The sequence below is a fragment of the Muricoprocola aceti genome (assembly GCF_025567005.1).
Classification (GTDB): Bacteria; Bacillota; Clostridia; order Lachnospirales; family Lachnospiraceae; genus Marvinbryantia; species Marvinbryantia aceti.
The window spans coordinates 79,328-103,944 of the sequence record NZ_JAOQKE010000002.1; the positions used below are offsets into that span (position 1 = coordinate 79,328).

The 24,617-nt window shown below is 45.3% G+C and carries 18 protein-coding genes; 14 read left to right on the top strand and 4 right to left on the bottom strand.

All coding sequences use genetic code 11. The features are described from left to right. Positions 1-278 precede the first annotated feature (278 nt). The gene (locus OCV47_RS02555) at positions 279-1,136 is read right to left on the bottom strand and encodes an AraC family transcriptional regulator (RefSeq protein ID WP_256298603.1); all 858 of its coding nucleotides are present in this window, start codon (positions 1,134-1,136) and stop codon (positions 279-281) included. Between the two features lie 374 nt (positions 1,137-1,510). Between OCV47_RS02555 and OCV47_RS02560 the strand changes: the two genes are divergently transcribed. From OCV47_RS02560 to OCV47_RS02585, 6 genes are all read left to right on the top strand, one after another. Continuing rightward, positions 1,511-2,806, top strand: a complete 1,296-nt coding sequence (locus OCV47_RS02560; RefSeq protein WP_256298605.1) for an ABC transporter substrate-binding protein — start codon at positions 1,511-1,513, stop codon at positions 2,804-2,806. A gap of 100 nt (positions 2,807-2,906) precedes the next feature. Then, positions 2,907-3,794 carry a carbohydrate ABC transporter permease gene (locus OCV47_RS02565; protein WP_256298607.1) on the top strand — a complete coding sequence of 296 codons (888 nt, stop codon included), beginning with the start codon at positions 2,907-2,909 and terminating at the stop codon, positions 3,792-3,794. 12 nt (positions 3,795-3,806) lie between these two features. Continuing rightward, positions 3,807-4,652 (top strand): carbohydrate ABC transporter permease, encoded by an 846-nt coding sequence (locus OCV47_RS02570; protein ID WP_256298609.1) that lies wholly within the window; start codon positions 3,807-3,809, stop codon positions 4,650-4,652. An 11-nt stretch (positions 4,653-4,663) separates the two neighbouring features. Beyond that, positions 4,664-6,778, top strand: a complete 2,115-nt coding sequence (locus tag OCV47_RS02575; RefSeq protein WP_262653540.1) for a glycoside hydrolase family 3 C-terminal domain-containing protein — start codon at positions 4,664-4,666, stop codon at positions 6,776-6,778. A gap of 1 nt (position 6,779) precedes the next feature. Further along, a complete protein-coding gene (locus OCV47_RS02580; protein WP_262653542.1) occupies positions 6,780-8,333 on the top strand; it encodes a glycoside hydrolase family 43 protein in 1,554 nt (517 codons plus the stop codon). Continuing rightward, positions 8,330-9,256 (top strand): MBL fold metallo-hydrolase, encoded by a 927-nt coding sequence (locus OCV47_RS02585; protein WP_262653544.1) that lies wholly within the window; start codon positions 8,330-8,332, stop codon positions 9,254-9,256. Before OCV47_RS02580 ends, OCV47_RS02585 begins: the two co-directional genes overlap by 4 nt. 56 nt (positions 9,257-9,312) lie before the next feature. Here the strand turns inward: OCV47_RS02585 and OCV47_RS02590 are convergent, their stop codons facing one another. After that, entirely contained in the window at positions 9,313-10,863 is a 1,551-nt protein-coding gene (locus tag OCV47_RS02590; protein ID WP_262653547.1) for an ABC-F family ATP-binding cassette domain-containing protein, read from the bottom strand. Positions 10,864-11,029: 166 nt separating this feature from the next. Between OCV47_RS02590 and OCV47_RS02595 the strand changes: the two genes are divergently transcribed. The 4 genes from OCV47_RS02595 (at position 11,030) to OCV47_RS02610 (ending at position 18,102) form a co-directional block, all read left to right on the top strand. Then, the gene (locus tag OCV47_RS02595; protein WP_262653548.1) at positions 11,030-11,518 is read left to right on the top strand and encodes a MarR family winged helix-turn-helix transcriptional regulator; all 489 of its coding nucleotides are present in this window, start codon (positions 11,030-11,032) and stop codon (positions 11,516-11,518) included. After that, entirely contained in the window at positions 11,502-15,821 is a 4,320-nt protein-coding gene (locus OCV47_RS02600) for an efflux RND transporter permease subunit (protein ID WP_262653550.1), read from the top strand. The genes OCV47_RS02595 and OCV47_RS02600 overlap by 17 nt, the downstream gene beginning before the upstream one ends. Positions 15,822-15,950: 129 nt before the next feature. Then, positions 15,951-17,147 (top strand): hypothetical protein, encoded by a 1,197-nt coding sequence (locus tag OCV47_RS02605; protein ID WP_262653553.1) that lies wholly within the window; start codon positions 15,951-15,953, stop codon positions 17,145-17,147. A gap of 112 nt (positions 17,148-17,259) precedes the next feature. Continuing rightward, positions 17,260-18,102, top strand: a complete 843-nt coding sequence (locus tag OCV47_RS02610; protein WP_256298625.1) for an Mrp/NBP35 family ATP-binding protein — start codon at positions 17,260-17,262, stop codon at positions 18,100-18,102. 51 nt (positions 18,103-18,153) lie between these two features. Here OCV47_RS02610 and OCV47_RS02615 read toward each other — a convergent pair whose 3' ends face one another. Together OCV47_RS02615 and OCV47_RS02620 are read right to left on the bottom strand one after the other, a co-directional pair. After that, a complete protein-coding gene (locus OCV47_RS02615; RefSeq protein ID WP_262653554.1) occupies positions 18,154-18,921 on the bottom strand; it encodes a lysozyme family protein in 768 nt (255 codons plus the stop codon). A 53-nt stretch (positions 18,922-18,974) separates the two neighbouring features. Then, a complete protein-coding gene (locus OCV47_RS02620; RefSeq protein WP_262653556.1) occupies positions 18,975-19,148 on the bottom strand; it encodes a hypothetical protein in 174 nt (57 codons plus the stop codon). Between the two features lie 265 nt (positions 19,149-19,413). Between OCV47_RS02620 and OCV47_RS02625 the strand changes: the two genes are divergently transcribed. The 4 genes from OCV47_RS02625 to OCV47_RS02640 all read left to right on the top strand — a co-directional run bounded on the left by OCV47_RS02625 (position 19,414) and on the right by OCV47_RS02640 (position 24,586). Then, positions 19,414-19,620: a hypothetical protein gene (locus OCV47_RS02625; protein ID WP_262653559.1), complete on the top strand. Its 207-nt coding sequence runs from the start codon at positions 19,414-19,416 to the stop codon at positions 19,618-19,620. Positions 19,621-19,817: 197 nt separating this feature from the next. Continuing rightward, positions 19,818-20,855, top strand: a complete 1,038-nt coding sequence (locus tag OCV47_RS02630; protein ID WP_256298633.1) for a LacI family DNA-binding transcriptional regulator — start codon at positions 19,818-19,820, stop codon at positions 20,853-20,855. A gap of 133 nt (positions 20,856-20,988) precedes the next feature. Then, entirely contained in the window at positions 20,989-22,755 is a 1,767-nt protein-coding gene (gene argS / locus OCV47_RS02635) for an arginine--tRNA ligase (RefSeq protein ID WP_256298635.1), read from the top strand. Between the two features lie 319 nt (positions 22,756-23,074). Then, positions 23,075-24,586, top strand: coding sequence for a protein kinase domain-containing protein (locus OCV47_RS02640; RefSeq protein WP_256298735.1), 1,512 nt, complete (start codon positions 23,075-23,077; stop codon positions 24,584-24,586). Positions 24,587-24,617: the final 31 nt, after the last annotated feature.

Here is a 24,617-nt window from a genome sequence, read left to right on the forward strand (position 1 = left end):
ACTATCTGAATTCTTCATACATTTCAGGAATCTTATGCTTTCAAAAATAAAAAGTGCATAGGGACTGGGATGTATCACAGAATGAGGAGGCTGTAGACAGGTGGCAGTGTTTCCTTTTCAGTTCCTGTTCAGGAAAGGACGGTTTTAATCATTTCCTACTTATATACCGAATTATGAGATCAAACATGAAAGACAAAGAAAAGCTGTCAGAACTTCTCAAATTGATGATGCAATTCAGGAAGAAAAGAAAAAAGCCACTTTTCCCCGTCCCTAATGGCCTACGAATCGTACATATTCCGGAATTCTGTCGGGGTACACATATTCAATTGTTTGAACATCCGCAGGAATGCGGACAGACTGGAGAAGCCGCATTGCAGTGCAACATCCAGCACTGGCAGGTTCGGATCCAGCAGTAGGGTCTTGGCGTAGTCGATACGCTTCTGATTCAGATATTTGTAAAATGAGGTATCGGTGTATTGTTTGAACAGCCTGGTAAAGTGGTATTTACTAAAGCCGGCCAGGTCGGCAATCTGCTCCAGGGACAGATCCTCCGCAAAGTGTTCGTTGATATAGTTGGTGATGTAGAGAAATTTATCCAGATAGTCTTTTTGCCGGCTGTTGGAGGCATCAGCAGAAGGATGCTTCAGGGCACCGTGAAGCCGCCCGATATCCACGAGGATTCGTAAGAAATGGGAGTAGATGGCAGTCTCGTAGTATGGCTCGCAGCGAAAGTATTCCTCTTTGATCTCCAGCATAAGCTGATGGGCGGTCTGGTGAAAGGTGGGATATTTCTCCGGCGTGATCAGCACAGCCGGCCGGATCAGGGAGATCAGCAGTTCCAGTTCACGGATTTGAACCTGGGACAGCCCTGGCTGGAAAATGATCCGTTTTCCGGTCTCAGGTGCAAACAGTTCATGAACGATGCCGGGACAGATAACCAGAATATCTCCTTCTCGCAGAACATAGTGCTTTTTCCCGACATCCACGGTGTAGATATTCTTTACCGGCATGATTACCTCGAATGGTGTATGCCAGTGCGGCGGATAATTTTCATTTTCGTCGTTATAATACAGACAGATCTGGGTATCGGTACGATAATCTGCCGTTTCGTGAATTCCGCTGAGATGATGAATCATAGAAGGCTCCTTTTTATATGTGAAAACTGGTTGACTGGGTGCGATTATTCGATGAAACGTTATGAATTATTGCTGAGAAACAACGAATAGTTGCGAATGAACTTGTAAAATAAATATATCAAAATAACGTAAAAAATACAATATAGGAAATGATAATTGTGTATATTTTTTGCAAAATATAAAATATTATAGAAAAAGTGCATAAAAATTGAAAAAATAAATTGTATAAATTATCTATATGAATAATAGAGGAAAAATGAAAGAGCAATAATTAATAACTGAAAAGCAAGAATTGTAGTGAAAGCTGTCAGCCCCTTTGCTATGATTTGAGTATCAAGATCGTGAACAAAAAATAAAAAAGGGGGATTTACAAAATGAAGAAAAAATTACTTTCTGTATTACTTTCCACAGCTATGGTAGCTGGTCTGTTCGCTGCAGTGCCACTGACCGCATCTGCGGAAGGAGAGGTAGAAGAGATCACATGGATGTTCTGGGATGATCTGGAAGCAACAGAAGATCTGATTTCCAAGGGTTATGCAGATGTTATCGATCGCTTTAATGAGACCTATGACGGACAGTATCATGTGACTCCGATTACTACGAATCTGGAAGAATATGATGGCAAGTTAAATGCGCTGATCGCAGCTGGCCAGACACCGGACTGTTTCATCTGCAACCCTGGTCCGAACATGGATGTATATGTAAATGCACAGGCAGCAGCTCCTCTGACAGACATTCTGGAAAATCAGGAAAAAGAATGGTATGACGGATTTACTGATGGTATTTTTGAAAGAATGACTTATGACGGAGAGATCTATGCAGTACCTACCAACTTTGCAGCAGCACTTTGCTTCTATAATACTGAGATTTTTGATGAGGTTGGAGTAGAAGTTCCGACTACTTATGACGAACTGCTGGATGTATGCCAGAAGATCAAAGATGCAGGCTATACACCGATCAGCTGTTCTGCAGGAACGGCATGGTGCTTATCCATGGTAGCCGGTTATCTGTGTGACCGTCAGGGCGTTGACCTTGCAGCAATCGCATCTCATGAAGCAAACTGGACCGATGAGAACTGTGTAGAAGCTGGAACAAAATTAAAAGAACTGTCCCAGTACTTCCAGGAAACGGCAGCAGGTGATTCCAATGATCAGGCAACTGCAGGCTTCTACAATGGCGAAGCAGCTATGCTGATCCAGGGCTCCTGGGCTATCGCTCAGATCAATGGTAACAATCCTGACTTCGAAAGCAAATGTGGTGTATTCCAGTTCCCGGCAATCGAAGGAGCAAATGACCCGAACCGTATGATCGTTAAGACAGATAACCTTCTGATGAGCGCAACGACAGAACATCAGGATGCAGTCATTGCACTGATGAAGATGTTCACAGATGAGACCGCTCAGAAGTACACCGCAGAAGTTGGTGGAAAGATTCCGATCATCAAAGATATCGACATCGACTATGATGCAGCACCTGCACAGCTGAAATATATCACAGACATTCTGGCTAATGCAACAGGTACATTTGGATTCTACAACGAATCTCTGGCTTCTGTAGAAGCTGGCGACTGCTTCGACAATGCAATGGTTGACATCTTCCTTGGCAACCAGACACCAGAAGAAGCATTCCAGACTGTTCAGACATTCTATGAAGACAATGTTTGGGAATAAATGATAATCTGAAGGCACATGGCTGCTGCGGAACAAAAAGGCATGTTCCGCAGCAGCCTTTTCTATCATCTTGGAAACATAAAACTACGAGGAGGATGTTATGGATAAGATTTTAAAAGACAAAAAAGCCATTTTTATCTTTATAGCACCGGCACTTCTGATGTTTGTTCTGGTACTTGTGATACCGATCTGTCAGATGCTGTATTATTCACTATGTGACTATGCAGCACTTACGCCGCCGAAGTTTGTTGGCTTTGCCAATTATAAAAAATTATTTTTCAAAGATTCTACATTCCGTTTTGCATTGAAAAACTCTGTCTTTTTCATGCTGTTTTCTGCAGTCAGCCAGCAGATCGTGGGTCTGGGACTGGCGGTATTCCTTACGAATATTCCAAAGGGCAGGAACTTTTTTAAGAATATATATTATCTGCCATGTGTATTGTCATCAGCAGCGCTGGGACTGTTATGGGCATTCTTATTTAATCCAAAGATCGGTATCAATGCCCTTCTGGCAAAGTTTGGTATTCAGGGCCCGTTATGGCTGATGGATACCAAAGGATTCATTATCCTGCCGATGTGGGTGATTGCGTTTGTAGCACTGTGGCAATATGCAGGACAGAATATGATGCTGTATATGGCACAGATTACCGGCATCTCCAGAGATATTTATGAGGCATCTTACATAGACGGAGCATCAAAGGCCAAGTCTTTCCGTTATATTACACTGCCGTTGATCAAGCCGATGATGATCACATCCCTGTCTCTGAACTGTATCGGATCGCTAAAGTTCTTTGATCTGATTTACAATATGACACAGGGAGGACCAAACCATCGTACCGAAGTACTTGCTACAGAATTGTACGCAGAAGGGTTTAACTACTTCAAATATGGTTATGCCAGCGCAATTTCTGTGGTACTGCTGGTGATGTGTCTGTTCGTGACGCTGCTGATCAAGCGCGTTATCAAAGTAGAAAATTATGAAAGCTAGGAGGTTGGGAGAATGAAAGCTACAGCAAAGAAAAAACCGCTATCTCCGGTTGTTGTAATCATTTATATTGTTCTGGTACTTCTGGTTGTGATTTACGTTGCGCCACTTTTATGGATGCTGTGTGTATCTTTAAAAGATAATGCCGGAGTCATGGCGGATCCGTTTGGACTGCCAAAGGTATTGCATCCTGAGAACTATGCACAGGCATGGAGTATGGGAAAGCTGGGGGCAGCACTTGTGAACTCGGCACTGGTCTGTGGTGTCAGCCTGGTAGTCAGCCTGTTCTTCGGATCCATGGCAGCCTTTGCCATTGCCAGAATGAAATGGAAATTATCAGAAGCAGCACATACCTTTTTCCTGATTGGTATGATGGTACCGGTACACTGTATTCTGATCCCACTGTTCGTACGATTTGCTCGTCTGGGACTGACCAACAGCCGGTTTGGTCTGATGATACCATATATCACTTTTTCTCTGCCAATGACGATTTTCCTGATGACAGGATTCTTTAAAAGTATGCCTGGAGAATTATTTGAATCTGCAGCGATTGACGGATGTGGTATCTATGGATTTTTCTTTAAGATCGCATTTCCACTGGCCCGTACCGGATTTTTTGTATCTGGACTGATGACATTTGTAGGTAACTGGAATGAACTGCTTCTGGCGATGGTATTTATCTCAGATCCGATGAAGAAGACTCTTCCGGTTACACTGACTTACTTTGTAGGACCATATGCAACCAATTATGTACAGATGTTTGCGGCAATCATCATTGCCATTGCACCAACGGTTGTCGTGTACTGTATGTTCAGTAATCAGATCGTAGAAGGCCTGACCGCAGGCGCGGTAAAGGGATAAAGGAGAAGCAGATGAACAGAGAAGAAGCAAGAAAAAGAGCAGAAGCACTGGTGGGACAGATGACGCTGGAGGAAAAAGCCAGCCAGCTTCGCTATGATGCTCCTGCGATTCCGCGACTTGGAATACCGGCTTATAACTGGTGGAATGAGGGACTTCATGGCGTGGCAAGAGCGGGTCAGGCAACCATGTTCCCGCAGGCCATTGGGATGGCAGCTACTTTTGACACGGAGCTGGCAGGAGCAATGGCTGATACGGTAGCAGTGGAAGGACGTGCCAAATACAACGCTTATTCGGCGGAAAATGACCGGGATATCTACAAGGGACTCACATTCTGGTCACCAAATGTGAATATTTTCCGGGATCCAAGATGGGGACGCGGACATGAAACATACGGGGAAGATCCGTATCTGACCAGCCGTCTGGGAGTCGCCTTTGTAAAAGCAATGCAGGGGAACGGAGAAACGATGAAAGCAGCAGCCTGCGCTAAGCATTTTGCAGTGCATTCCGGACCAGAAGCGATTCGCCATGAATTCGATGCAATAGCCAGTGAAAAGGATATGGAAGAGACTTATCTTCCGGCTTTTGAGGCTCTGGTCAAAGAAGCCGGGGTAGAAGCGGTAATGGGGGCATATAACCGTACTAATGGAGATCCATGCTGTGCCCATCGTGCACTTCAGAAAAAGCTGCGTGGGGAATGGGGATTCCGGGGACATTTTGTTTCAGACTGCTGGGCCATCAAAGACTTTCATGAAAGCCATATGGTAACCAATACCCCGGCTGAGTCAGCAGCGCTGGCGATCAACCGTGGCTGCGATCTGAATTGCGGGAATACCTACCTTCACATATTGAGGGCTGTACAGGATGGACTGGTGACGGAAGAGACAATTACCGAATCGGCCGTTCGTCTGTATACTACACGATTCTTACTTGGCCTGTTTGACGGATCGGAATATGATCAGATTTCTTATTATGAGATTGAATCAAGAGAGCATCTGGCGTTGTCGCAAAAAGCGGCAGAAGAAAGCTTTGTGTTATTAAAAAATAATGGAATTCTGCCATTACAAAAAGAAAAGCTGCATACCATCGGCATCATTGGACCAAATGCAGACAGCCGGGCAGCACTGGCAGGAAATTACCATGGTACGGCTTCCAGATATGTGACGATCCAGGAAGGAATACAGGATTATGCAGGGGAAGATGTACGGGTGCTGACCAGTGTGGGATGTGATCTGTTCCGTGACCGGACGGAGCATCTGGCATTGACACTGGATCGTCTGGCAGAGGCAAAGGAAGTAGCGAAGCACAGTGATGTGGTGATTTTGTGTGTAGGATTGGATGAGACACTGGAAGGAGAAGAAGGGGATACCGGCAACAGTTATGCATCAGGGGATAAAGAGACGCTTCAGCTGCCGGAGGTGCAGCTGGATCTGATGAAGGCTGTGGCAGAATGTGGCAAGCCGGTGGTGCTGTGTCTGATGGCTGGAAGCGATCTGGATTTAAGCTATGCAAGAGAGCATTTTGATGCCATACTGGATCTGTGGTATCCAGGCTCCCAGGGCGGTGCGGCAGCAGCAAGGGTGCTGTTTGGTGAGGTGTCTCCGTCAGGTAAACTGCCGGTTACTTTCTATGAGACGCTGGAAGAACTGCCAGAGTTCACGGATTATAGTATGAAAGGCAGAACTTATCGTTATATGACAGAAAAAGCCCAGTATCCATTTGGATATGGTCTGACTTATGGGGATGTGCAGGTAGAAGAGGCAAATATCTGTACAGAAGGAAGCGGGGACGATATCACAGAGCTGTCTGTAAAGGCAATTGTGAAAAATCGTGACCGAACAGCTACAGATGAAGTGCTGCAGATCTATGTGCAGTATCTGGAAAAAGAAAATACCATCCCGCACCCGCAGCTTTGTGGATTTATCCGGGTACATCTGGAAGGCGGAGAAGAAAAAGAAGTGACTGTTCCAGTGGCAGCCAGGGCATTTACGATCGTAACAGAAAGTGGGGAACGAAAAGCTGTAACAGGAAGATTTGCTCTGTATGCAGGATGCAGCCAGCCGGATGAGAAAAGTGTGGAACTGACCGGAAAACGGCCGATTCGCATGGATTATGTGAGGAAACTATGATATGAAGATTTGGAAAAATCCAATACTGGAAGGGTTCTATCCGGATCCTTCCATCTGCAAGGTGGGAGACCGATATTATCTGGTGAATTCCACTTTTGCCTTTTATCCGGGAATACCGATATGGAGCAGTACAGATCTCCAGAACTGGAAACAGATTGGAAATGTACTGGAGCGTCCGTCTCAGCTGCAGCTGAGAGAATGTGCACATTCACAGGGTATCTATGCACCGACGATCCGGTATCATGATGGAAGATATTATCTGGTGAGCACCAATGTAGGGGGCTGTGGGAATTTCCTGGTGACAGCAGAACAGCCGGAGGGACCATGGTCGGACCCTTACATGCTGGATGCAGAGGGGATTGATCCAAGTCTGTTTTTTGAGGATGATGGAACCTGCTATTATATTGGAACCAGAGAACGGACAGGCGGCGGATCCTATTTCGGAGATAATGAGATCTGGATGCAAAGACTGAACCTGGAGACGAAGAAACTGGAAGGAGAGGTGGTACCGATCTGGTATGGCTTTATGGAGCATTCCATCTGGCCGGAAGGACCACATCTCTATAAAAAAGATGGATGGTATTATCTGCTTTATGCAGAAAGTGGGACGGAACAGCATCATTGTATTGCTGCGGCACGAAGCCGCCAGCTTACCGGTCCATACGAGGGCTGCCCGGATAATCCGATTTTTACCCATCGTCATCTGGGGAAGCATTATCCGGTGACTTGTGTGGGACACGGAGATCTGGTGGAAGATCATCAGGGAAACTGGTATATGGTATTGCTTGCCTGCCGTCCGAAGGATGGTTACACATTGAAAGGCCGGGAGACTTTTCTGGCTAAGGTGGTCTGGGAGGATGGATGGCCGGTGGTAAATCCGGGAATAGGACATCTGGAAGTGCCGGAGCCGGAGAAAATTGTGAAAAAGAAGTATGGTTTTCAGAAAGATCACTGGGAACCGGATTTGCTGAGACTGAGAAATCCCGGAAAAATGCAGATGCTCGATGGAACCTTACGTATGTGGCTGATGCCGGGAACCTTATCAGAACGAAAAGAAACCGCATTTGTGGCGCTTCGCCAGCAACATGACCAGTTTTATTTGGAGACAACAATGGAGATACCGACAGATCTGAAGCCTCACGAATGTGTGGGATTAGCTTATCTGCAGAATGAAGAGAATCAGATCAGGCTCGAACTGTATTTAGAAGAGAATCAGAATACTTTGAAAATGAATTGCTTCCAGACGGGAAAGGATGTACAAACAAGAGAATTGGAATTGCCTCTGGAATCCGTATCAGAGAAGGATTTTACGGGGGTAAAAGGCCGATATGTGGTGCGGCTTCGTATGGAAGTAACCTATCTGCAGGTATCTTTTGAAATGATGACCCAAAACGGATGGAGAAAAGCAGGCGATTACGTAGACACCAGACATTTATCCACAGAAGTGGCAGGCGGATTCACAGGATGTGTGGCCGGAGTATATGGATCATCCAATGGGAAAGATAGTGATCAGTATATAGAGATACATAATCTGGAGTATGGAGAACTGGTATGATAAGAATCTTGACAAAGAAATTAAAAGATCATTTTTATCGTTTTGAGGAATATGGCGGACCGAATCAGGTGCACGCTTATCTGATCTGTGGAACAGAAAAGGCGCTGATGATAGATGGACTGTGGCTGGCAGAAGGATTGCTGGCAGAGGCAGAAAAGGTTTTACGGACAGAGTATGAAGACTATACACCCCAAAACAGGGCTAAAAAGCTGGAGATGTTGATTACTCACGGACACGAAGATCATGCCGGAAAAGGAATGGAAGAGTTTCTGGAGGCAGGATGTGTGGTGTATTTGTCGGAGAAAGACTGGCTGATGCTTGCTGAAAAATACAAAGACAGAAAGCCACAAATCACATTTCTTACAGAAAAAATGTGCGGCGGTTTCACGGATTCAGGACAGTTGGTGCCCGGGCAGGAAGACGGAAGAATGGATTTTGGCAGCATCACTGTGCAGATCGTAAAGATGCCGGGCCATACACCCGGATCACTTTTGGTTTGGGTGCCAGAGTGGAATACTCTGTTTACTTCAGATGCTATTGGCGCAGGAGTATTGTGGATGCAGCTTCCAGAATGCAGACCACTTTCTGAGTATGAAATGCAGGTACGAAGGCTGCTGGTATTTCTGGAAAACGAGAAAGCGCGGACTGGAATAGAAGTCAAGATCTATCCGGGACATGCACAGCAGATAGTCGCGGATGGAAATGGGGTATCGGAAGACAGTTTGGCAGAAGATGGGGAGCAGGAGATACTTACTTATCACTATGTCAGAGAAGTACTGGAGCTTACAGAAAAGATACAGGATAATCCCCAGATTGGACAGACGAAGCAGATAGACTATCCAGGGTTGGAGCATGTCAGAGTAAGAAGCGTTGGGGAAAGACTGCTGTATGATTATTGCTATGATGAAGATCGTGCCAGATAAGTAAAAAAGATCCTTGGAGAGGAATGTGATGTCTCCACGGATCTTTTTTTGTTCTGTTACAGTTTCGTACTCCATTCCTGGCAGTTCCATACTTTTGTCACCACATCCTGATAGAATTCTGGTTCATGACAAATGAGAAGAATACTGCCCTTGTATTCTTTCAGGGCGCGTTTCAGCTCCTCCTTGGCATCTACATCCAGATGGTTGGTTGGCTCGTCCAGAAGGAGGATGTTGGTTGGTTTATTCAGAATCTTGCATAGCCGAACCTTGGCCTGCTCGCCACCGGAGAGTACACGTACCTGACTTTCAATGTGTTCGGTAGTCAGACCACATTTGGCCAGAGCAGAGCGCACTTCAAACTGATTAAAAGCAGGGAATTCCTGCCAGATCTCTTCAATGCAGGTAGTAGTATTTCCTGCCGGGGTTTCCTGTTCAAAGTATCCGATATACTGATAGTCGCCCAGTGTAACTGAGCCGGAGAATGGTTTGATCAGACCAAGTATACTCTTCAACAGAGTCGTCTTACCAATTCCGTTGGCACCCACCAGTGCAATCCGCTCGCCACGTTCCATGGAGATATTCAACGGACGGGTCAGAGGATCATCGTACCCGATCACCAGATCTTTTGTCTCGAAAATCATTTTCCCGGAAGCACGGGCTGCCTGAAAATGGAACTCTGGCTTCGGCTTTTCTTTGGCCAGTTCGATCACATCCATTTTATCCAGCTTTTTCTGACGGGACATGGCCATGTTACGGGTGGCCACACTGGCCTTATTGCGGGCTACGAAGTCCTTCAGGTCACGGATTTCCTGCTGCTGGCGGTTGTAGGCAGCCTCCAGCTGTGCTTTTTTCATAGCATAGACTTCCTGGAATTTGTCATAGTCTCCCGGATAACGGTCCAGAGATTTATTTTCCATATGATAGATCAGGTTGATGACACTGTTCAGGAACGGAATGTCATGTGAGATCAGAATAAATGCATTCTCGTAATCATTCAGATAGCGCTTCAGCCATTCGATATGCTGTTCATCCAGGTAGTTGGTCGGCTCATCCAGAAGCAGAATATCTGGTTTTTCCAGAAGCAGTTTTCCCATCAGTACTTTGGTACGCTGACCGCCGGACAGATCCGTAACATCCCGATCCAGCCCGATATCCACCAGACCGAGGGCACGGCCGATCTCTTCTACCTTTGCATCAATCATATAAAAATCGTGATGTTCCAGAAGCTCCTGAATGGTACCGGTCTCTTCCAGCAGCTTTTCCATTTCTTCAGGGGAGGCTTCCCCCATCTGCTCGAACATCCGGTTCATGTCGGCTTCCATATCAAAAAGATAAGAAAAAGCAGACTTCAGAACGTCTCGGATAGTCATGCCCTTTTCCAGAACGGCATGCTGGTCCAGATATCCCACACGGACATTTTTCGCCCACTCTACCGTTCCTTCATCTGGCATCAGATGCCCGGTAATAATATTCATAAAGGTAGACTTTCCTTCTCCGTTGGCACCGATCAGTCCAATGTGTTCTCCTTTTAAGAGCCGGAAAGATACATTTTCAAAAATCGCACGGTCACCAAAACCGTGGCTCAGATTCTTTACCTCTAAAATCATAAAAATCTCCTTAAATACAGGTGTTTTACAACAGACTCCTGACCATCATATAAGAAAACCGTAAATTTGGCAACAGATTTTTGGCAATTCCCTTGACACTTTAATAAGGACTGGGCTAAAATGCTAATACTATTAGATAACAATATGAGGAATAAGAGGGAAAATAATGGATTTTGAAGAACTGGCAAGTGAATTTTTAGAAGATTTTATTAGACTGGGACGATATCATCGCAGCAGAGAGATCAGCAGTTCGATGAAGGGAGAAGCGTTCCTGCTGATGTATCTCTGGAAAAAACAGGATACTGCGACGCCGGGGGAACTGGGAAAAGCAATGAAGACCAGCTCTGCGCGTGTGGCGGCAGCTCTGAATAATCTGGAACGCAAGGGGATGATCGCTCGAAAGGCAGAGGAGAAAGATCGAAGAAAAATACGAGTAGAACTGACTGGAAAAGGAGAAGAACAGGCAAAACAGTGGCAGAAGATGCCGCTTTGCATGGTGACCAGGCTGATGGAACAGCTGGGAGAAGAGGATGCAAAGCAGATGCTGCATATACTGAAGCGGATCAATGAGATTATGCCACAGATAGATTGTTGTGACAGTGTAAATGAGGGAGAAAAAGACAACAGGGGAGGCAAAGATGATATCGAAGTTTAGTGTAAAGAAGCCGTATACCGTTCTTGTGGGAGTGGTACTGGTTCTGGTGCTTGGTTATGTATCCTTTACCAGCATGCAGACAGATCTCCTTCCGGATATGAATCTGCCGTATGCGATTGTGTATACCACTTACATCGGGGCAAGTCCGGAGGAAGTAGAGAGTACGGTAACCAGACCAGTGGAACAGGCGATGGCAACCATCAGTAATATTGAAAATATCAGTTCTACATCCGCAGAGAATCTGTCTATGGTGGTCCTGGAATTTGCTCAGACAACAGATATGGATTCCATTACGGTAGATATGCGGGAGAAGCTGAACCAGATCGAGGGAACCTGGAGTGATTCGGTGGGCAATCCGATTATTATGAAGCTGAATCCGGATATGATGCCGGTTATGGTGGCAGCATTGGAAGGCGGCGACCTGAGTCAGAGTGAATTGACTGATCTGGTGGAAAATAATATCCTGCCGGAGCTGGAAAGCATAGAGGGTGTAGCTTCTGTTTCTTCCACCGGAACCATTGAGGAACAGGTGCAGGTTGTCCTTAGAGAGGACAAAATCAAAGAAGTCAATCAAAAAGTCCGTAAAGCACTGGATAAGAAGTTCGATGATGCACAGGCAGAGTTGGACGAAAACAAGGCGAAGCTGGAGAGCGGGGAAAGCGCTTTAAAGAGCGGACAGGAACAGCTGAAAGAGCAGACAGGAAAAGCACAGGAGCAGATCAGTTCCGGTTCCACTCAGATGATTACAGGAAGTGTCCAGTTAAGTGAGAAACAGAAAGAGGTAGAGTCTGCTTTAAGTGAACTGGATAAATCGGAAACAGAATTAAACAATCAGGAAAAACAGCTGGAAGACGGAGAAAAAGCACTTCTGTCACTTCCGGCTCAGAAGACAGCATTGGAGACGCAGAAAGATTCCATAGATCAGGCACTGGCAGCGGTAAGCACTCTGACTGCCGGGCAGGTAGAACAGTTGAATCAGGCGATTGCACAATTGGAGCAGGTGCTGGGGCTTGGTCAGGTCCAGGAAGATGTTCCAGATACAGAAGTGACAGAAGCAGATCAGACACAGGATGAGACAGCGGGTCTGATCGAAAATCAGCAGAATCTGACGAAGGCAGCTCAGGACAGCGCACAGGAGGCAGATGTGCAGATGCCAGATTCGGTGGATACCCAGCCAGAGATTGCAGATGGAGAAGTGCTGGCGGGGCTGGGAAGCAGTCAGAGTATCGGTGCGGAACAGATTCTGGATGAATCAGGAAGTGTGAATGTGCCGGATTATGGAGGGCTGGCAGGAGATGTCAGTCAGATGGCTCAGAGCATGGAAGCGGTCAAAGCACAGTACGATCAGCTGGTGGAACAGAGAAATCAGCTGATTGCCCTTGGAATCGATATTACATTGTCTGGTGACGAACTGGAGACCAATATTTCCAGTGTAAAGGCAACCTTGCAGGATACTGATAAGCAGCTTTCAGATGGTATTGCCACAATTCAGGAGCAGATTGACAAGACTCCGGAACAGATGGAGACCATTCAGAAGGGAAAAGACGCTGTTGCACAGGGCAAATCCCAGATTACAGAGGGCAGAACCCAGTTAAATGCGGCAAAAGAACAGCTGGCAGCAGCTCAGAAAAAGATGACCGATGGACAGAGCCAGCTGTCCGGTGCGCAGAGTAAGATAGACGGGGCCAAGATCGATGCCACCATTGAGATGGCAGTGGGAAAAGCCCAGCTGCAGTCCGGAAAGCAGCAGATTGAAGCAGCACTGGATCAGATCGAGGAGCAGAAGGAATCTGCCTATGATCAGGCAGATGTGACGGAACTGGTAACTACAGATCTGATCAGGAATATCCTGGCAGCCCAGAACTTTATGATGCCGGCAGGCTATGTGACAGAAGATGGCATTGATTTCCTGGTGCGAGTAGGAAACAAATTCAGCAGTATGGAAGACATGAATGATCTCGTGGTGCTGGATCTGCATATGGATGACCTGGATCCGATTACGCTTTCTGATGTGGCAGATGTGGTGATGACGGATAACAGTAATGAGATCTATGCAACGGTCAATGATCATCCGGGTGTGATGCTGACGATGCAGAAGCAGTCAGGCTATTCCACTGGAACGGTGTCGAATAAGATCAAAGACAAGTTCGCAGAACTGGAAGAAAACAACGGAGATATTCGTTTTATCAAGATGATGGATCAGGGTGTCTACATTGATATGGTAGTAGATTCTGTCATCCAGAATATGCTATCCGGAGCAGTGCTTGCAATCCTGGTACTGCTGATATTTCTGGGAAGCTTTCGACCGACGCTGGTGATTGCATGCTCTATCCCAATCAGTATTATGACGGCGATTGTTTGTATGTATTTCAGTCATATTACTCTGAATATTATTTCCCTGTCCGGTCTGGCACTGGGAATCGGTATGCTGGTAGACAACTCCATTGTAGTAATTGAGAATATCTATCGTCTGCGAAGCGAAGGATATTCCGTGAAAAAAGCAGCTGTAGAGGGCGCAAGCCAGGTGGCAGGCGCGATTGTGGCATCTACCCTGACAACCATATGTGTATTTGCACCGATTTTGTTTACAGAAGGAATCACAAGACAGCTGTTTGTGGATATGGGACTTACCATTGCATATTCACTGATAGCCAGTCTGGTCGTAGCACTGACACTGGTGCCGGCTATGGCGGCGGGGCTTCTGAAAAAAGGAACGGATAAGAAACACCGTATTTTTGATAAAATTCAAAATGCCTATGCATGGACATTGAAAGGGGCTTTGAAGGTGAAGCCTCTGGTTATTCTCCTGGCAGCAGGAATCCTGGTATTGTCTGCCAAGCTGGCAGTTTCCAGGGGAACCGAATTTATGGGTGACATGGAAAGTACACAGATGTCTGCTACCCTGACAGCACCGGAGGACAGTTCACTGGCCGACACATCAAAAGTGTCCGATGAGGCAATTGAGCGCATTCGCACGATTGAGGACGTGGAAGATGTGGGCGCCATGGTATCCGGAAACAGTATGATGAGTATGATGGGATCTGGATCGGGAAGTAACCGGGAAGTTTCTATGTACATTATGCTGAAAGAGAATAAGAAGCAGAGTGATGCGGAAGTGGCCAGCCAGATTATGGAGAAAACAAAGGATCTGGACTGTGAAATAAATGTACAGACTTCGAATATGGATATGTCATCCCTGGGTGGTTCTGGTATCAGCGTCATGATCAAAGGCAGGGAACTGGATACCTTGAAACAGATCGCAGGAGATGTGGCAGAGATTCTTTCTTCTGTGGATGGAACGAAAAATGTATCAGATGGTATTGAAGAAAAGACGGTGGAAATGCGCCTGGTGGTGGACAAAAATAAAGCCATGAGCTATCAGCTGACCACCGCACAGATCTATCAGTTCCTCCAGCAGAAGCTGGCAGAAGCAAGCAGTGCCACAACGTTAAGTACCGAGTCGTCTGATTATGACGTCCTGGTAATCAGTGATGCAGATGAGACACTGACCAGAGATAAAATAAAAGAACTGACAATAGAAGGAACCAATGCGGATCAGAAAAAAGAAGACATTCCATTATCTGACCTGGTGGAATTCGTAGATACAGAAGGATTTTCTTCCATTAAGCGTGATGCACAGAACCGTTACGTCAGTGCAACAGCAGAGCTGGAAGATGGCTATAATATTGGACTGGTTTCCGCAGAAGCAGAAAAGAAGCTTGCAGAATATAAGGTGCCGAAGGGATATAGTGTATCCATGCAGGGAGAAGATGAGACCATCAATGAGGCAATGGGGCAGGTAGTCAAAATGCTGATTCTAGCAATTGTATTCATGTACCTGATCATGGTGGCCCAGTTCCAGTCCATGTTGTCACCGTTTATCATTATCTTTACGATTCCATTGGCCTTTACCGGTGGATTCCTGGCATTATATCTGGCTGATAAGCCAGTCAGTGTCATTGCCCTGATCGGCTTTGTTATGTTGGCAGGTATTATTGTAAACAATGGTATTGTTCTGGTGGATTATATTAACCAGCTGCGAAGAGGCGGAATGGAAAAGAAACCTGCTATTGTGGAGGCTGGACGTTCCAGGCTGCGACCGGTTATCATGACAGCACTGACGACCATTCTGGGATTGTGTACAATGGCAGCCGGAAATGGTATGGGGGCAGATATGGTGCAGCCAATGGCGATTGTAACAATTGGTGGCCTGATCTATGGTACGCTGATGACCTTGTTTGTCATTCCATGTGTATATGACATTTTTAACCGGAAAAAAGATCTGACAGAACGGGAAGAATAGGAAATATAAAAAGGCTGAATCTATGTCTGAAAACAGATATTGGATTCAGCCTTAATTTGACTAAAAATAAGAAAAAACGAGCATGGATGATTAAAATAATAAATAAAAAGAAGCAGGAGGATTTGTTTTATGAAAGCAAAAAGGCTGATAAAGCTGTTAGGTATATGCAGCTGTTGCGTACTACTGAATGGCTGCATAGGTGTCAAGGCACAGGTGCAGAATACGGAAACCGTTCTGGAAGAAACAGAACTTCCTGGTTCTGAGGGAGTGGAAGATACCGAAATGGAATCGGATGTAGAAGCCTCTTCTGTGGAAGTGGCATCAGGAACAGGCGCAGAGGAAGAACAGGTTCTGGATCAGTCAGCTGAGATCAAAATGGCAAATGTCAATCCGGCAGCAGAAGAACGTGTTTTGGCAACGGAGGTTGCTGAGGAGACAGAAATCGACACACAAGCCGAGACAGAAGCAGATTCTGAAAACCAGACAGAAGGCGAGGAAGCAGAGAACCTGAGGAAACTGACGTATCAGGTGGAAGATCAGAAACTGGAGATCGGAAAATGCTTTGGTGCGATTGTGGTTCCAGAATATGCAACGGACGAAGATGGCAGTCAGGTAAGAGGAAAAGTGGAATGGAGAAAGCCTGGAAAGGATCGTGTTTTGGATGAAGATATGGAGCTGACAGGTGTGGCTGGTGATAAACGAATCTGGGAATGGACCTTTGTGCCAGAGGAAGCTGGATATGAGAAAGTGACTGGAACTGCAGAGATCACCATGCAGGAAATGACGGCAGAAGAAGGTGGCAGTATGATGGAAATGGCCGGTCTGTGGCCGGAGAAGATCACAGATGAGACATCGAAAGCCTCCAGTTCATCGGGAAGCAGCGCAGGTGCTTCAAATATTATCGAAGCATCCGATATGACCGAGGCACTGAAGTGGATGGGTGCACATATGACAGGCACAAATCGATTGGGTGGACGGAAAGAAAACACCGCTCGTGATGCCGGAAAAGAAAATTTTACGGTAGCACATGGAACGGTTGTCCATGAGGAAAATGAAAATCAGGAAGAACTGGAAAACAGATCTTTGGAAACAGAAAAGATTGTAGAAGGTGAAGCAGAAACGAAAACAACCGCTTATCACACAGCAGAAAGTGCAGTGAAAGCTTTGAAACATGTGCCAGAAAGAAAAAATACAGCGCCTGAAGCAGAGAAAAACCTGACATATACAGATCAGCATGAAGAGAGCCTGACCTGTGCAGATGTGTTGGAATATGGAAGAGCTGGTATGACAGTATTTATTGTTTCTCAGGGCTGGTATCTCAGATAGTACAAGGAAATGACTTGTAATAACAGAAAAAATGGCATAAAATAAAGAAAGTCAGGGGACGGAGAAGGTTTCGTCCCCTTATTTATCATAAAATAATAAAGTGAGGGATAATATGGCAGAGAATTCAACATGCAGCAGTGCATCCAGTTGCTCAAAATCAAGTTGTGAGGGATGTCCAAGTAAACAGAATCCACAGAGTTTCCTGGTGGATATGAATGCATTTTCAGATATAAAACATGTAATTGGTGTAGTCAGTGGAAAAGGTGGCGTTGGTAAATCTATGGTGACTGCGTCTCTGGCCAATCAGCTGGCGTCCAGGGGATATCGTGTCGGCATTATGGATGCAGATATCACCGGCCCATCCATTCCAAAAATGTATGGGCTGCATCAGCGTGCGGTGGCAGATGACCAGGGAATTTATCCGGCTATCACAGACAATGATATCAAAGTGATTTCTATCAATCTGTTAATGCCAAATGAGGAATCTCCAGTTATCTGGAGAGGACCGGTGATTGCGGGAATGGTCAAACAGTTCTGGAGTGATGTAATCTGGGGCGAACTGGATTATCTTCTGGTGGATATGCCTCCAGGAACCGGTGATGTTCCGTTGACAGTATTCCAGTCTCTTCCTGTAGAAGGAATTGTGATTGTATCTTCGCCTCAGGATCTGGTACGCATGATCGTGAAGAAAGCCTATAATATGGCGGTAACTATGAATATTCCGGTACTGGGAATTGTGGAGAACTACAGCTATCTGTCCTGTCCGGATTGTGGAAAGAAGATCTCTGTTTTTGGAGAAAGCCATATTGATGAGATTGCAAAAGAGCTCGGAACGCAGGTGCTTGGCAAGATGCCAATTGATCCGGAATTTGCACGGATGGCAGATGGAAGCTTCGCCCAGGCTGTGAATCCATATATCGATGATGCAGTGATGGCTTTGCGTAGACTGAAATAGAAAAAGAAGTCCATGGCCGAAGGTCATGGACTTTTTCTTTGACTTCTGAGATCAGGGCTCAACATAATAGCGCAGCACATGCTCTACATATTCCGGATCTCCGTAGCTGCTCCATCCCAGAGCTTCCTGCATCATCAGAGAGAATTCTGTGGCATTTTCTACGGTATAGCTTCCGTAATTTTCCAGAACCCAGGCAGCATAGCTGTTACCAAAATTATAATCCTGCAGAGCGATTTTTAACCGCTCTGTATTTTTTATTCTTTTACATCCGGCTTCCTTCAGACAGTAGGCAAAATATTCAGCACCCACCTGAATAGAATATTCTGGATCGGTGATAGCATTTGGACTGTTGTCATATTCCGTATTAAACGGACATTCGGAACACTGTAAAACATCCGTACCCAGACCGGAACTTTCCTGTTGCATCATAGCCAGCATAACAGTGGAAAACTGAGAAATGCCTGCAGCCTTGCAGGCTTTTTCCATGGAAGCCTGGTATTGTAGAACCTCGTCACTGACACCGTTCAGAGACCCTTTGTTGATGGGAAAGAGAAGACGGTGTATCAGCAGACCGCCGATGATCAGGACGGCAGCAGTGACAGCAGCGATCAATATCTTCAGGCGTTTGACTTCCTGCGCCCGGGAAAGCTGGGAGCGTTTCCTGTGGGAAGCAGATGATTGGCTGCCGGAGCGTTGGCGTTTCTTTGAGCTGCCGGCATCTGTTGTAGCATCGGCTGATTTTCGGGTGCTACGGCGGGTATTCGTTTTCGATTTATTACTGGCAGAAGTTCCTGATGTTTTTTTCTTTTGTTCTGGCATATAAGATCCTTGTATAGATGATAGTTGTAAATGATCGGATACTGGTATGGTCGTTAGTCTCGATAATTCTCGGCGCATTTGCTGCAGGCAGAATTGCGGCTGCAGACAAAGCTGGTCATGATATCCTCCGGATATCGGCTGCAGCTGCCTTTCGTGAAGGTGACAGAATGCTTTGCTTTTGAAGCATCGGTCGGACAACGGTAATCAAAAACCTTCGTATATTCCATAAGGAAACACACTCCCTTTCTGACGTTTGATTTTAATATCAGGTTCATTATAAATTCTGAATCGGATAGCGTCAAGATTTCTGTGCATTGAGAATCATGCAGCCTTGTATGGAGTGAACAGGAATGTTGGATGAAAGCAAACAAAAGGAAAAACGATTAACCAAAAGAAAGAAATAATGAAAAAAATGATTTTATCATTCAAAAAACATAGAAAATACAATGATTAAATCGTTTAACAATCTACCATAACACGGCGGAGGGGATCATGAGACAGGAAAGAGAAAAAATCAGATGGAAGGATATTCGCATTACAGACAGCCTGTTTGGATCTTATGTAAAGCGAGTCAGCGAAAAGATTATTCTACACCATTGCAGCAGGGCAGGGACTGGAATACGAGCCACTTGCATTGTATATGTTTTCCTGACAAATAGAATCATAGGTGGAATGACTGCCGGTGCAGTGAAAGAGTAAGTAATGGCATTAGAGAATGGAAAAAGGAGAAGATGATATACTCATAGACATTACATCAGGATTGGAGTATAATCAAAAGTAATTGACGGATAATAGACAGGCAGCAGTACCATACATGATAAATGGCAGGTATTTGCTGCCTTTTAAGATGAAAAGTGCATTTATGCAAAAGTAAAAAGAGATAAGGAGAATGCAGGATGCCTACGATAAAGGAAATAGCTAAGATAAGCGGAGTATCCGTGGCAACTGTCTCGAATATCATCAACGAGAAGGGAAAGGTCAGTGAAGAAACGCGAATCCGGGTACAGAAAGTGATCGAAGAGATGAATTATACCCCGAATTCTGTGGCAAAGAATCTGAAAACAAAGAATAGCCGGTGTATCGGAGTGATTGCAGAAGATATGACGGTTTTTGCCCTGCCAGATATCATTGATGGCATCACAGAGTACTGTGAGAAAGAAGATTATCAGATTCTGCTGGTGAATCTGAGACTTTATAAAAAATTTGAGGATACCTACTATCAAAGTGACCGATATGGAGCTATTGTACAGAGAGAAATATACAAGCTTCTGTCCAAACAGGTGGAAGGGATTATTTATGTAGCCGCTCATGAGCGGCTGATTAACGTTCTGCCACAACAGCTTCCGGTGCCAATGGTGGTAGCTTACAGTTATACGACGCAAAAAGGGATTCCGTCTGTGATGGTATCCGATGAGCAGGGAGCCAGGGAGCTGGTGAAGTATCTGATCTCTATGGGACATCGCAGGATTGGAGTCATTGCGGGAAAAAAAGACAGTATGCATACCCGTTCCAGACTGGAGGGCTATCAAAGAGCATTGTTTGAAGGCAATGTACTGTATGATCCTGATCTGGTAGTCTATGGAGACTGGGAGAGACCAAGTGGGTATCGTAATACGGACTATCTGCTGGAAAAAAATGTGACGGCAATTTTCTGCATGAATGACTTTATGGCTGGTGGAGCCTATGACCGGCTGGATGAGCGAAAACGAAAAGTCGGAAAAGATATTGCAGTAGTGGGATATGATAACCGGGAAATGGCCGGATACGAGAAGCCTCCGCTGACTACGATGGGACTGCCACTACATGATATTGGTTACCGGGCCAGTGAGATTATCATTGAACTGATGAAGCAGGATGAAAAAGCAGAGGCAGAGAGCAGTATTGCCTATGTGGACTGTAAAGCTTTTATCCGTGATTCAGTAAACCGGATATAAAACGACTATTGAAAATCCTCACATTTACCAGTATAATCGTAACTGTTCAGTATCTTCACAGTGAGTTCTGAACAGTTACGTATAATTAATAACAAAACGTGTAAATTGAGAAGTAAGAAACGAGGAAGTTGAGATGAAAAAACTGTTAGATCTGATTGCCCAGGAGCTGGTTCCGGCATTTGAAAAAGCCGGATACGATGCATCCCTTGCAAGAGTGTCCCTGTCCAATCGCCCGGACCTGTGTGAGTACCAGTGCAACGGCGCCATGGCGGCTGCGAAGCAGTATAAAAAAGCGCCGATTATGATTGCCAATGATGTTGTAGCGAATCTGGCAGAAAGCACTATGTTTGAGAAAGTCACAGCCGTGAATCCGGGATTTATCAATATGAAACTGTCAGGTGCTTATCTGGCAGATTATCTGCGTAAGATGCAGGCGGATGAAGATTTGTCTGTGGAAAAGGCAAAAGAACCTAAGACCATCGTGATCGATTACGGCGGAGCCAATGTGGCCAAGCCGCTTCATGTAGGACATTTACGTTCTGCAATCATTGGTGAAAGCTTAAAGAGAATGGGACGTTTCATGGGACATAAAGTCATCGGGGATGTGCATCTGGGAGACTGGGGTCTGCAGATGGGACTGATCATTACGGAATTACAGAAGCGTCAGCCGGATCTGGTCTATTTCCAGGATGATTATACTGGAGAATATCCAGAAGAAGCGCCATTTACCATCAGTGATCTGGAAGAGATCTATCCGACCGCCAGCAAGAAGTCCAAAGAGGATGAAAGTTATAAGGAAGAGGCACTGGAAGCAACACGCCAGCTGCAGATTGGAAAACCTGGATATCGTGCCCTCTGGGATCACATTATGAAGGTTTCTGTAACAGACCTGAAGAAGAACTATGGTAAGCTGGATGTATCTTTTGATCTGTGGAAGGGAGAATCAGATGCACAGCCTTATATTCCGGACATGGTTCAGAAGATGAAGGATGAGGGTTTTGCCCATGAAGATCAGGGTGCCTATGTCGTAGATGTCAAAGAAGATACAGATACCAAGGAGATCCCACCTTGTATTATAGTGAAGTCAGATGGAGCATCCCTGTATGCTACTACCGATCTGGCTACGATCGTAGAACGTATGAAGCTGTATCATCCGGAGCAGATTCAGTATGTCACTGACAAACGTCAGGAGATGCATTTTATTCAGGTATTCCGTTGCGCCAAAAAGACAGGTCTGGTAAGCGATGATACGAAGTTGTCCTGGCTGGGATTTGGCACCATGAACGGAAAGGACGGTAAGCCGTTCAAGACCCGTGACGGTGGAGTAATGCGTCTGGAAAATCTGATCAAAGAGATCAATGATGAAATGTATCAGAAGATCATGGATAACCATGAGATTGATCCGGAAGAGGCAAAGGAAACGGCGAGAATTGTAGGACTGGCAGCTATCAAGTATGGAGACCTGTCCAACCAGGCTTCCAAGGATTATGTATTTGATATTGATCGTTTTACCTCTTTTGAGGGAAATACCGGACCTTATATTCTGTATACCATCGTACGTATCAAGTCAATTCTGAACAAATATCAGGCATCAGGTGAAGATAGTCAGGCCGGTCAGATCGGTGTGGCAGCCAATGCCAGTGAAAAGGCACTGATGTTGGAACTGAGCAAGTTTAACAGCGTGATGGAAGGTGCATTTGAAGAAATGGCACCGCATAAGATCTGCTCTTATATTTATGATCTGTCCAATGCATTCAACAGATTTTATCATGAGACCAAGATCTTATCAGAAGAGGATGCACAGCAGAAAGCATCCTGGATCAAATTACTGGTACTGACCCGCGATGTGCTGGAAAGCTGCATCGGCGTGCTGGGATTTGATGCACCGGAGAGAATGTAAAAACTGCCCCCGTGTTGTAGGACACGGGGATTTTTATACAAGAAATCCAACAATCAGATACAATGAAAAACATTGTGCAACATTAACAATAGACAAATGTTGCATCCTGTATTATAATAAACACAATTCAAATCTGTGAATCATATCATGGCGTTCGCCAATTGATTCCATCTATGAAGAAAATATTGTTCAGAGTCATTGCTGCTTATGGAAGGGGCGGTAACTCAGGATTTTCTGGACACATTTATGACAAGTAAATAACCGGAAGGGAGGAATTGGTCTGGAACCGGGAACCTGGATTGACGACAGATACAAGATTCTGCGTTTACTGGGAAAGGGACAGGAAGGCAGTGTTTATCTGGCTTTTCAGGAGACGTTATTTCGTTTTTATGCAATAAAAGAAGTGAAAAAAGAGGGAGTCTGTTTCTCAAGAGAAAGCGTAGAAGTATGGAAGACTCTGCATTGTCCCGGGCTTCCGGAGGTGGCAGATATTCTGGAGACGGAGGATACTGTGATGATCGTGTCAGAATATATTGAGGGCATGAATCTGCAGGCCTACATGGAAAATGGCGGAAAAATAACACTGAAAATGGCGATGTGCTGGTGCAGGCAGATTGGAGAGATACTGGAGTATCTTCATCGTCAGAATCCGCCGATTGCCTATGGGGATCTGAAACCTGACAATCTGATGCTGCAAAGAAAGCAAATTGTGCTGGTGGATATGGGATCTCTGATTCGGCAGGGCAGTGCCGGAAAATATACCGGAACAAAGGAGTACACCAGAGAGAAAAGCGAATTACAGAAGATGGATCCGGAAGAACGGGATGGCTATAGCTATGGAAGATTGATGCAATTGCTGGCGGAGGCCTGTGGAAGCAGAAAATTAAGGAAGCTGGCCCTAAAGCTGATGGACAAAGGAAAGAAGCGAATCTCCATCAAAAAAGCCGAAAAGGAATTGAAAAAAATGAGTCTGCAAAGTTGGTTTTATGCAGTTATGCTGATCCTGACAGGAAGCCTGCTGACTGGAATGGGCATAAAAGAAGTCCGTGCATTACAGTGGAATACCAAAGAACAGGAGTATCACAGTGAGCTGGAGGCGGCCAGTCTGTTAAGTGCAGAAGAACAGCAGCAGGCGTTTGTTCAGCTGATTATGAAATACCCGGAACGAAAAGAGGGGTATTTGAAACTGCTGGAACAGTTTCAGCAGGATATGGAAATGGATGAACAGGAGGATCTGTATTATCGAAAACTATGGAAACAGATACCGGGGGGCATGGAAGCTAACTGCAGAGAGATTTTAAAGCAGAGTCCGGCAGACTGGCAGGAGGTGGCCTATGAAAGTGGAATTACCTACTGGTATTTTTATACCGGACTGGAAGGAAAACGCTATGCATCCAGATGGTTTGCCGAAGTAACGCAGATGTCGGAAGAGACTGGAACAGACTCGGAACTATGGAGAAAAAGCCAGTTATATAAAAAGATGGGAGAATACTGGGAGAAATGGAAAAAATATGATGAAACAGGAGAAGGACAACAGCTATTTTCAGACTATTGGGATGATTGTGAACAGCTTCTTATCTTTCACAAGGGGCAGATTACGATGACAAGGCTGATGCTCTGGTCGGAGATGCTCTCTTCCTGGAAACATTATATGGTGGAATTGAAAGAATGTGGCATACAGAGTGCACAATTAGAAGAAAAACTGCTACAGGCAGAAAAAGAACGAAGCCAGATCCAGAACAGACACGGTCGTATGCAGGAACTTGGAAAAGAACTGGATCAGGATATCAGTGAGATTCGAAAAATGATAAAGCGGGTATATCAGATGTGATACAAAGCAACAGAAAGCTGGAGATGAGGAG

What these genes read in the sequence shown, in the direction of transcription:
- OCV47_RS02555 (WP_256298603.1), bottom strand. Translation starts at nt 1,136, where the DNA reads ATGATTCATCATCTCAGCGGAATTCACGAAACGGCAGATTATCGTACC.
- OCV47_RS02560 (WP_256298605.1), top strand. Translation starts at nt 1,511, where the DNA reads ATGAAGAAAAAATTACTTTCTGTATTACTTTCCACAGCTATGGTAGCT.
- OCV47_RS02565 (WP_256298607.1), top strand. Translation starts at nt 2,907, where the DNA reads ATGGATAAGATTTTAAAAGACAAAAAAGCCATTTTTATCTTTATAGCA.
- OCV47_RS02570 (WP_256298609.1), top strand. Translation starts at nt 3,807, where the DNA reads ATGAAAGCTACAGCAAAGAAAAAACCGCTATCTCCGGTTGTTGTAATC.
- OCV47_RS02575 (WP_262653540.1), top strand. Translation starts at nt 4,664, where the DNA reads ATGAACAGAGAAGAAGCAAGAAAAAGAGCAGAAGCACTGGTGGGACAG.
- OCV47_RS02580 (WP_262653542.1), top strand. Translation starts at nt 6,780, where the DNA reads ATGAAGATTTGGAAAAATCCAATACTGGAAGGGTTCTATCCGGATCCT.
- OCV47_RS02585 (WP_262653544.1), top strand. Translation starts at nt 8,330, where the DNA reads ATGATAAGAATCTTGACAAAGAAATTAAAAGATCATTTTTATCGTTTT.
- OCV47_RS02590 (WP_262653547.1), bottom strand. Translation starts at nt 10,863, where the DNA reads ATGATTTTAGAGGTAAAGAATCTGAGCCACGGTTTTGGTGACCGTGCG.
- OCV47_RS02595 (WP_262653548.1), top strand. Translation starts at nt 11,030, where the DNA reads ATGGATTTTGAAGAACTGGCAAGTGAATTTTTAGAAGATTTTATTAGA.
- OCV47_RS02600 (WP_262653550.1), top strand. Translation starts at nt 11,502, where the DNA reads ATGATATCGAAGTTTAGTGTAAAGAAGCCGTATACCGTTCTTGTGGGA.
- OCV47_RS02605 (WP_262653553.1), top strand. Translation starts at nt 15,951, where the DNA reads ATGAAAGCAAAAAGGCTGATAAAGCTGTTAGGTATATGCAGCTGTTGC.
- OCV47_RS02610 (WP_256298625.1), top strand. Translation starts at nt 17,260, where the DNA reads ATGGCAGAGAATTCAACATGCAGCAGTGCATCCAGTTGCTCAAAATCA.
- OCV47_RS02615 (WP_262653554.1), bottom strand. Translation starts at nt 18,921, where the DNA reads ATGCCAGAACAAAAGAAAAAAACATCAGGAACTTCTGCCAGTAATAAA.
- OCV47_RS02620 (WP_262653556.1), bottom strand. Translation starts at nt 19,148, where the DNA reads ATGGAATATACGAAGGTTTTTGATTACCGTTGTCCGACCGATGCTTCA.
- OCV47_RS02625 (WP_262653559.1), top strand. Translation starts at nt 19,414, where the DNA reads ATGAGACAGGAAAGAGAAAAAATCAGATGGAAGGATATTCGCATTACA.
- OCV47_RS02630 (WP_256298633.1), top strand. Translation starts at nt 19,818, where the DNA reads ATGCCTACGATAAAGGAAATAGCTAAGATAAGCGGAGTATCCGTGGCA.
- argS (WP_256298635.1), top strand. Translation starts at nt 20,989, where the DNA reads ATGAAAAAACTGTTAGATCTGATTGCCCAGGAGCTGGTTCCGGCATTT.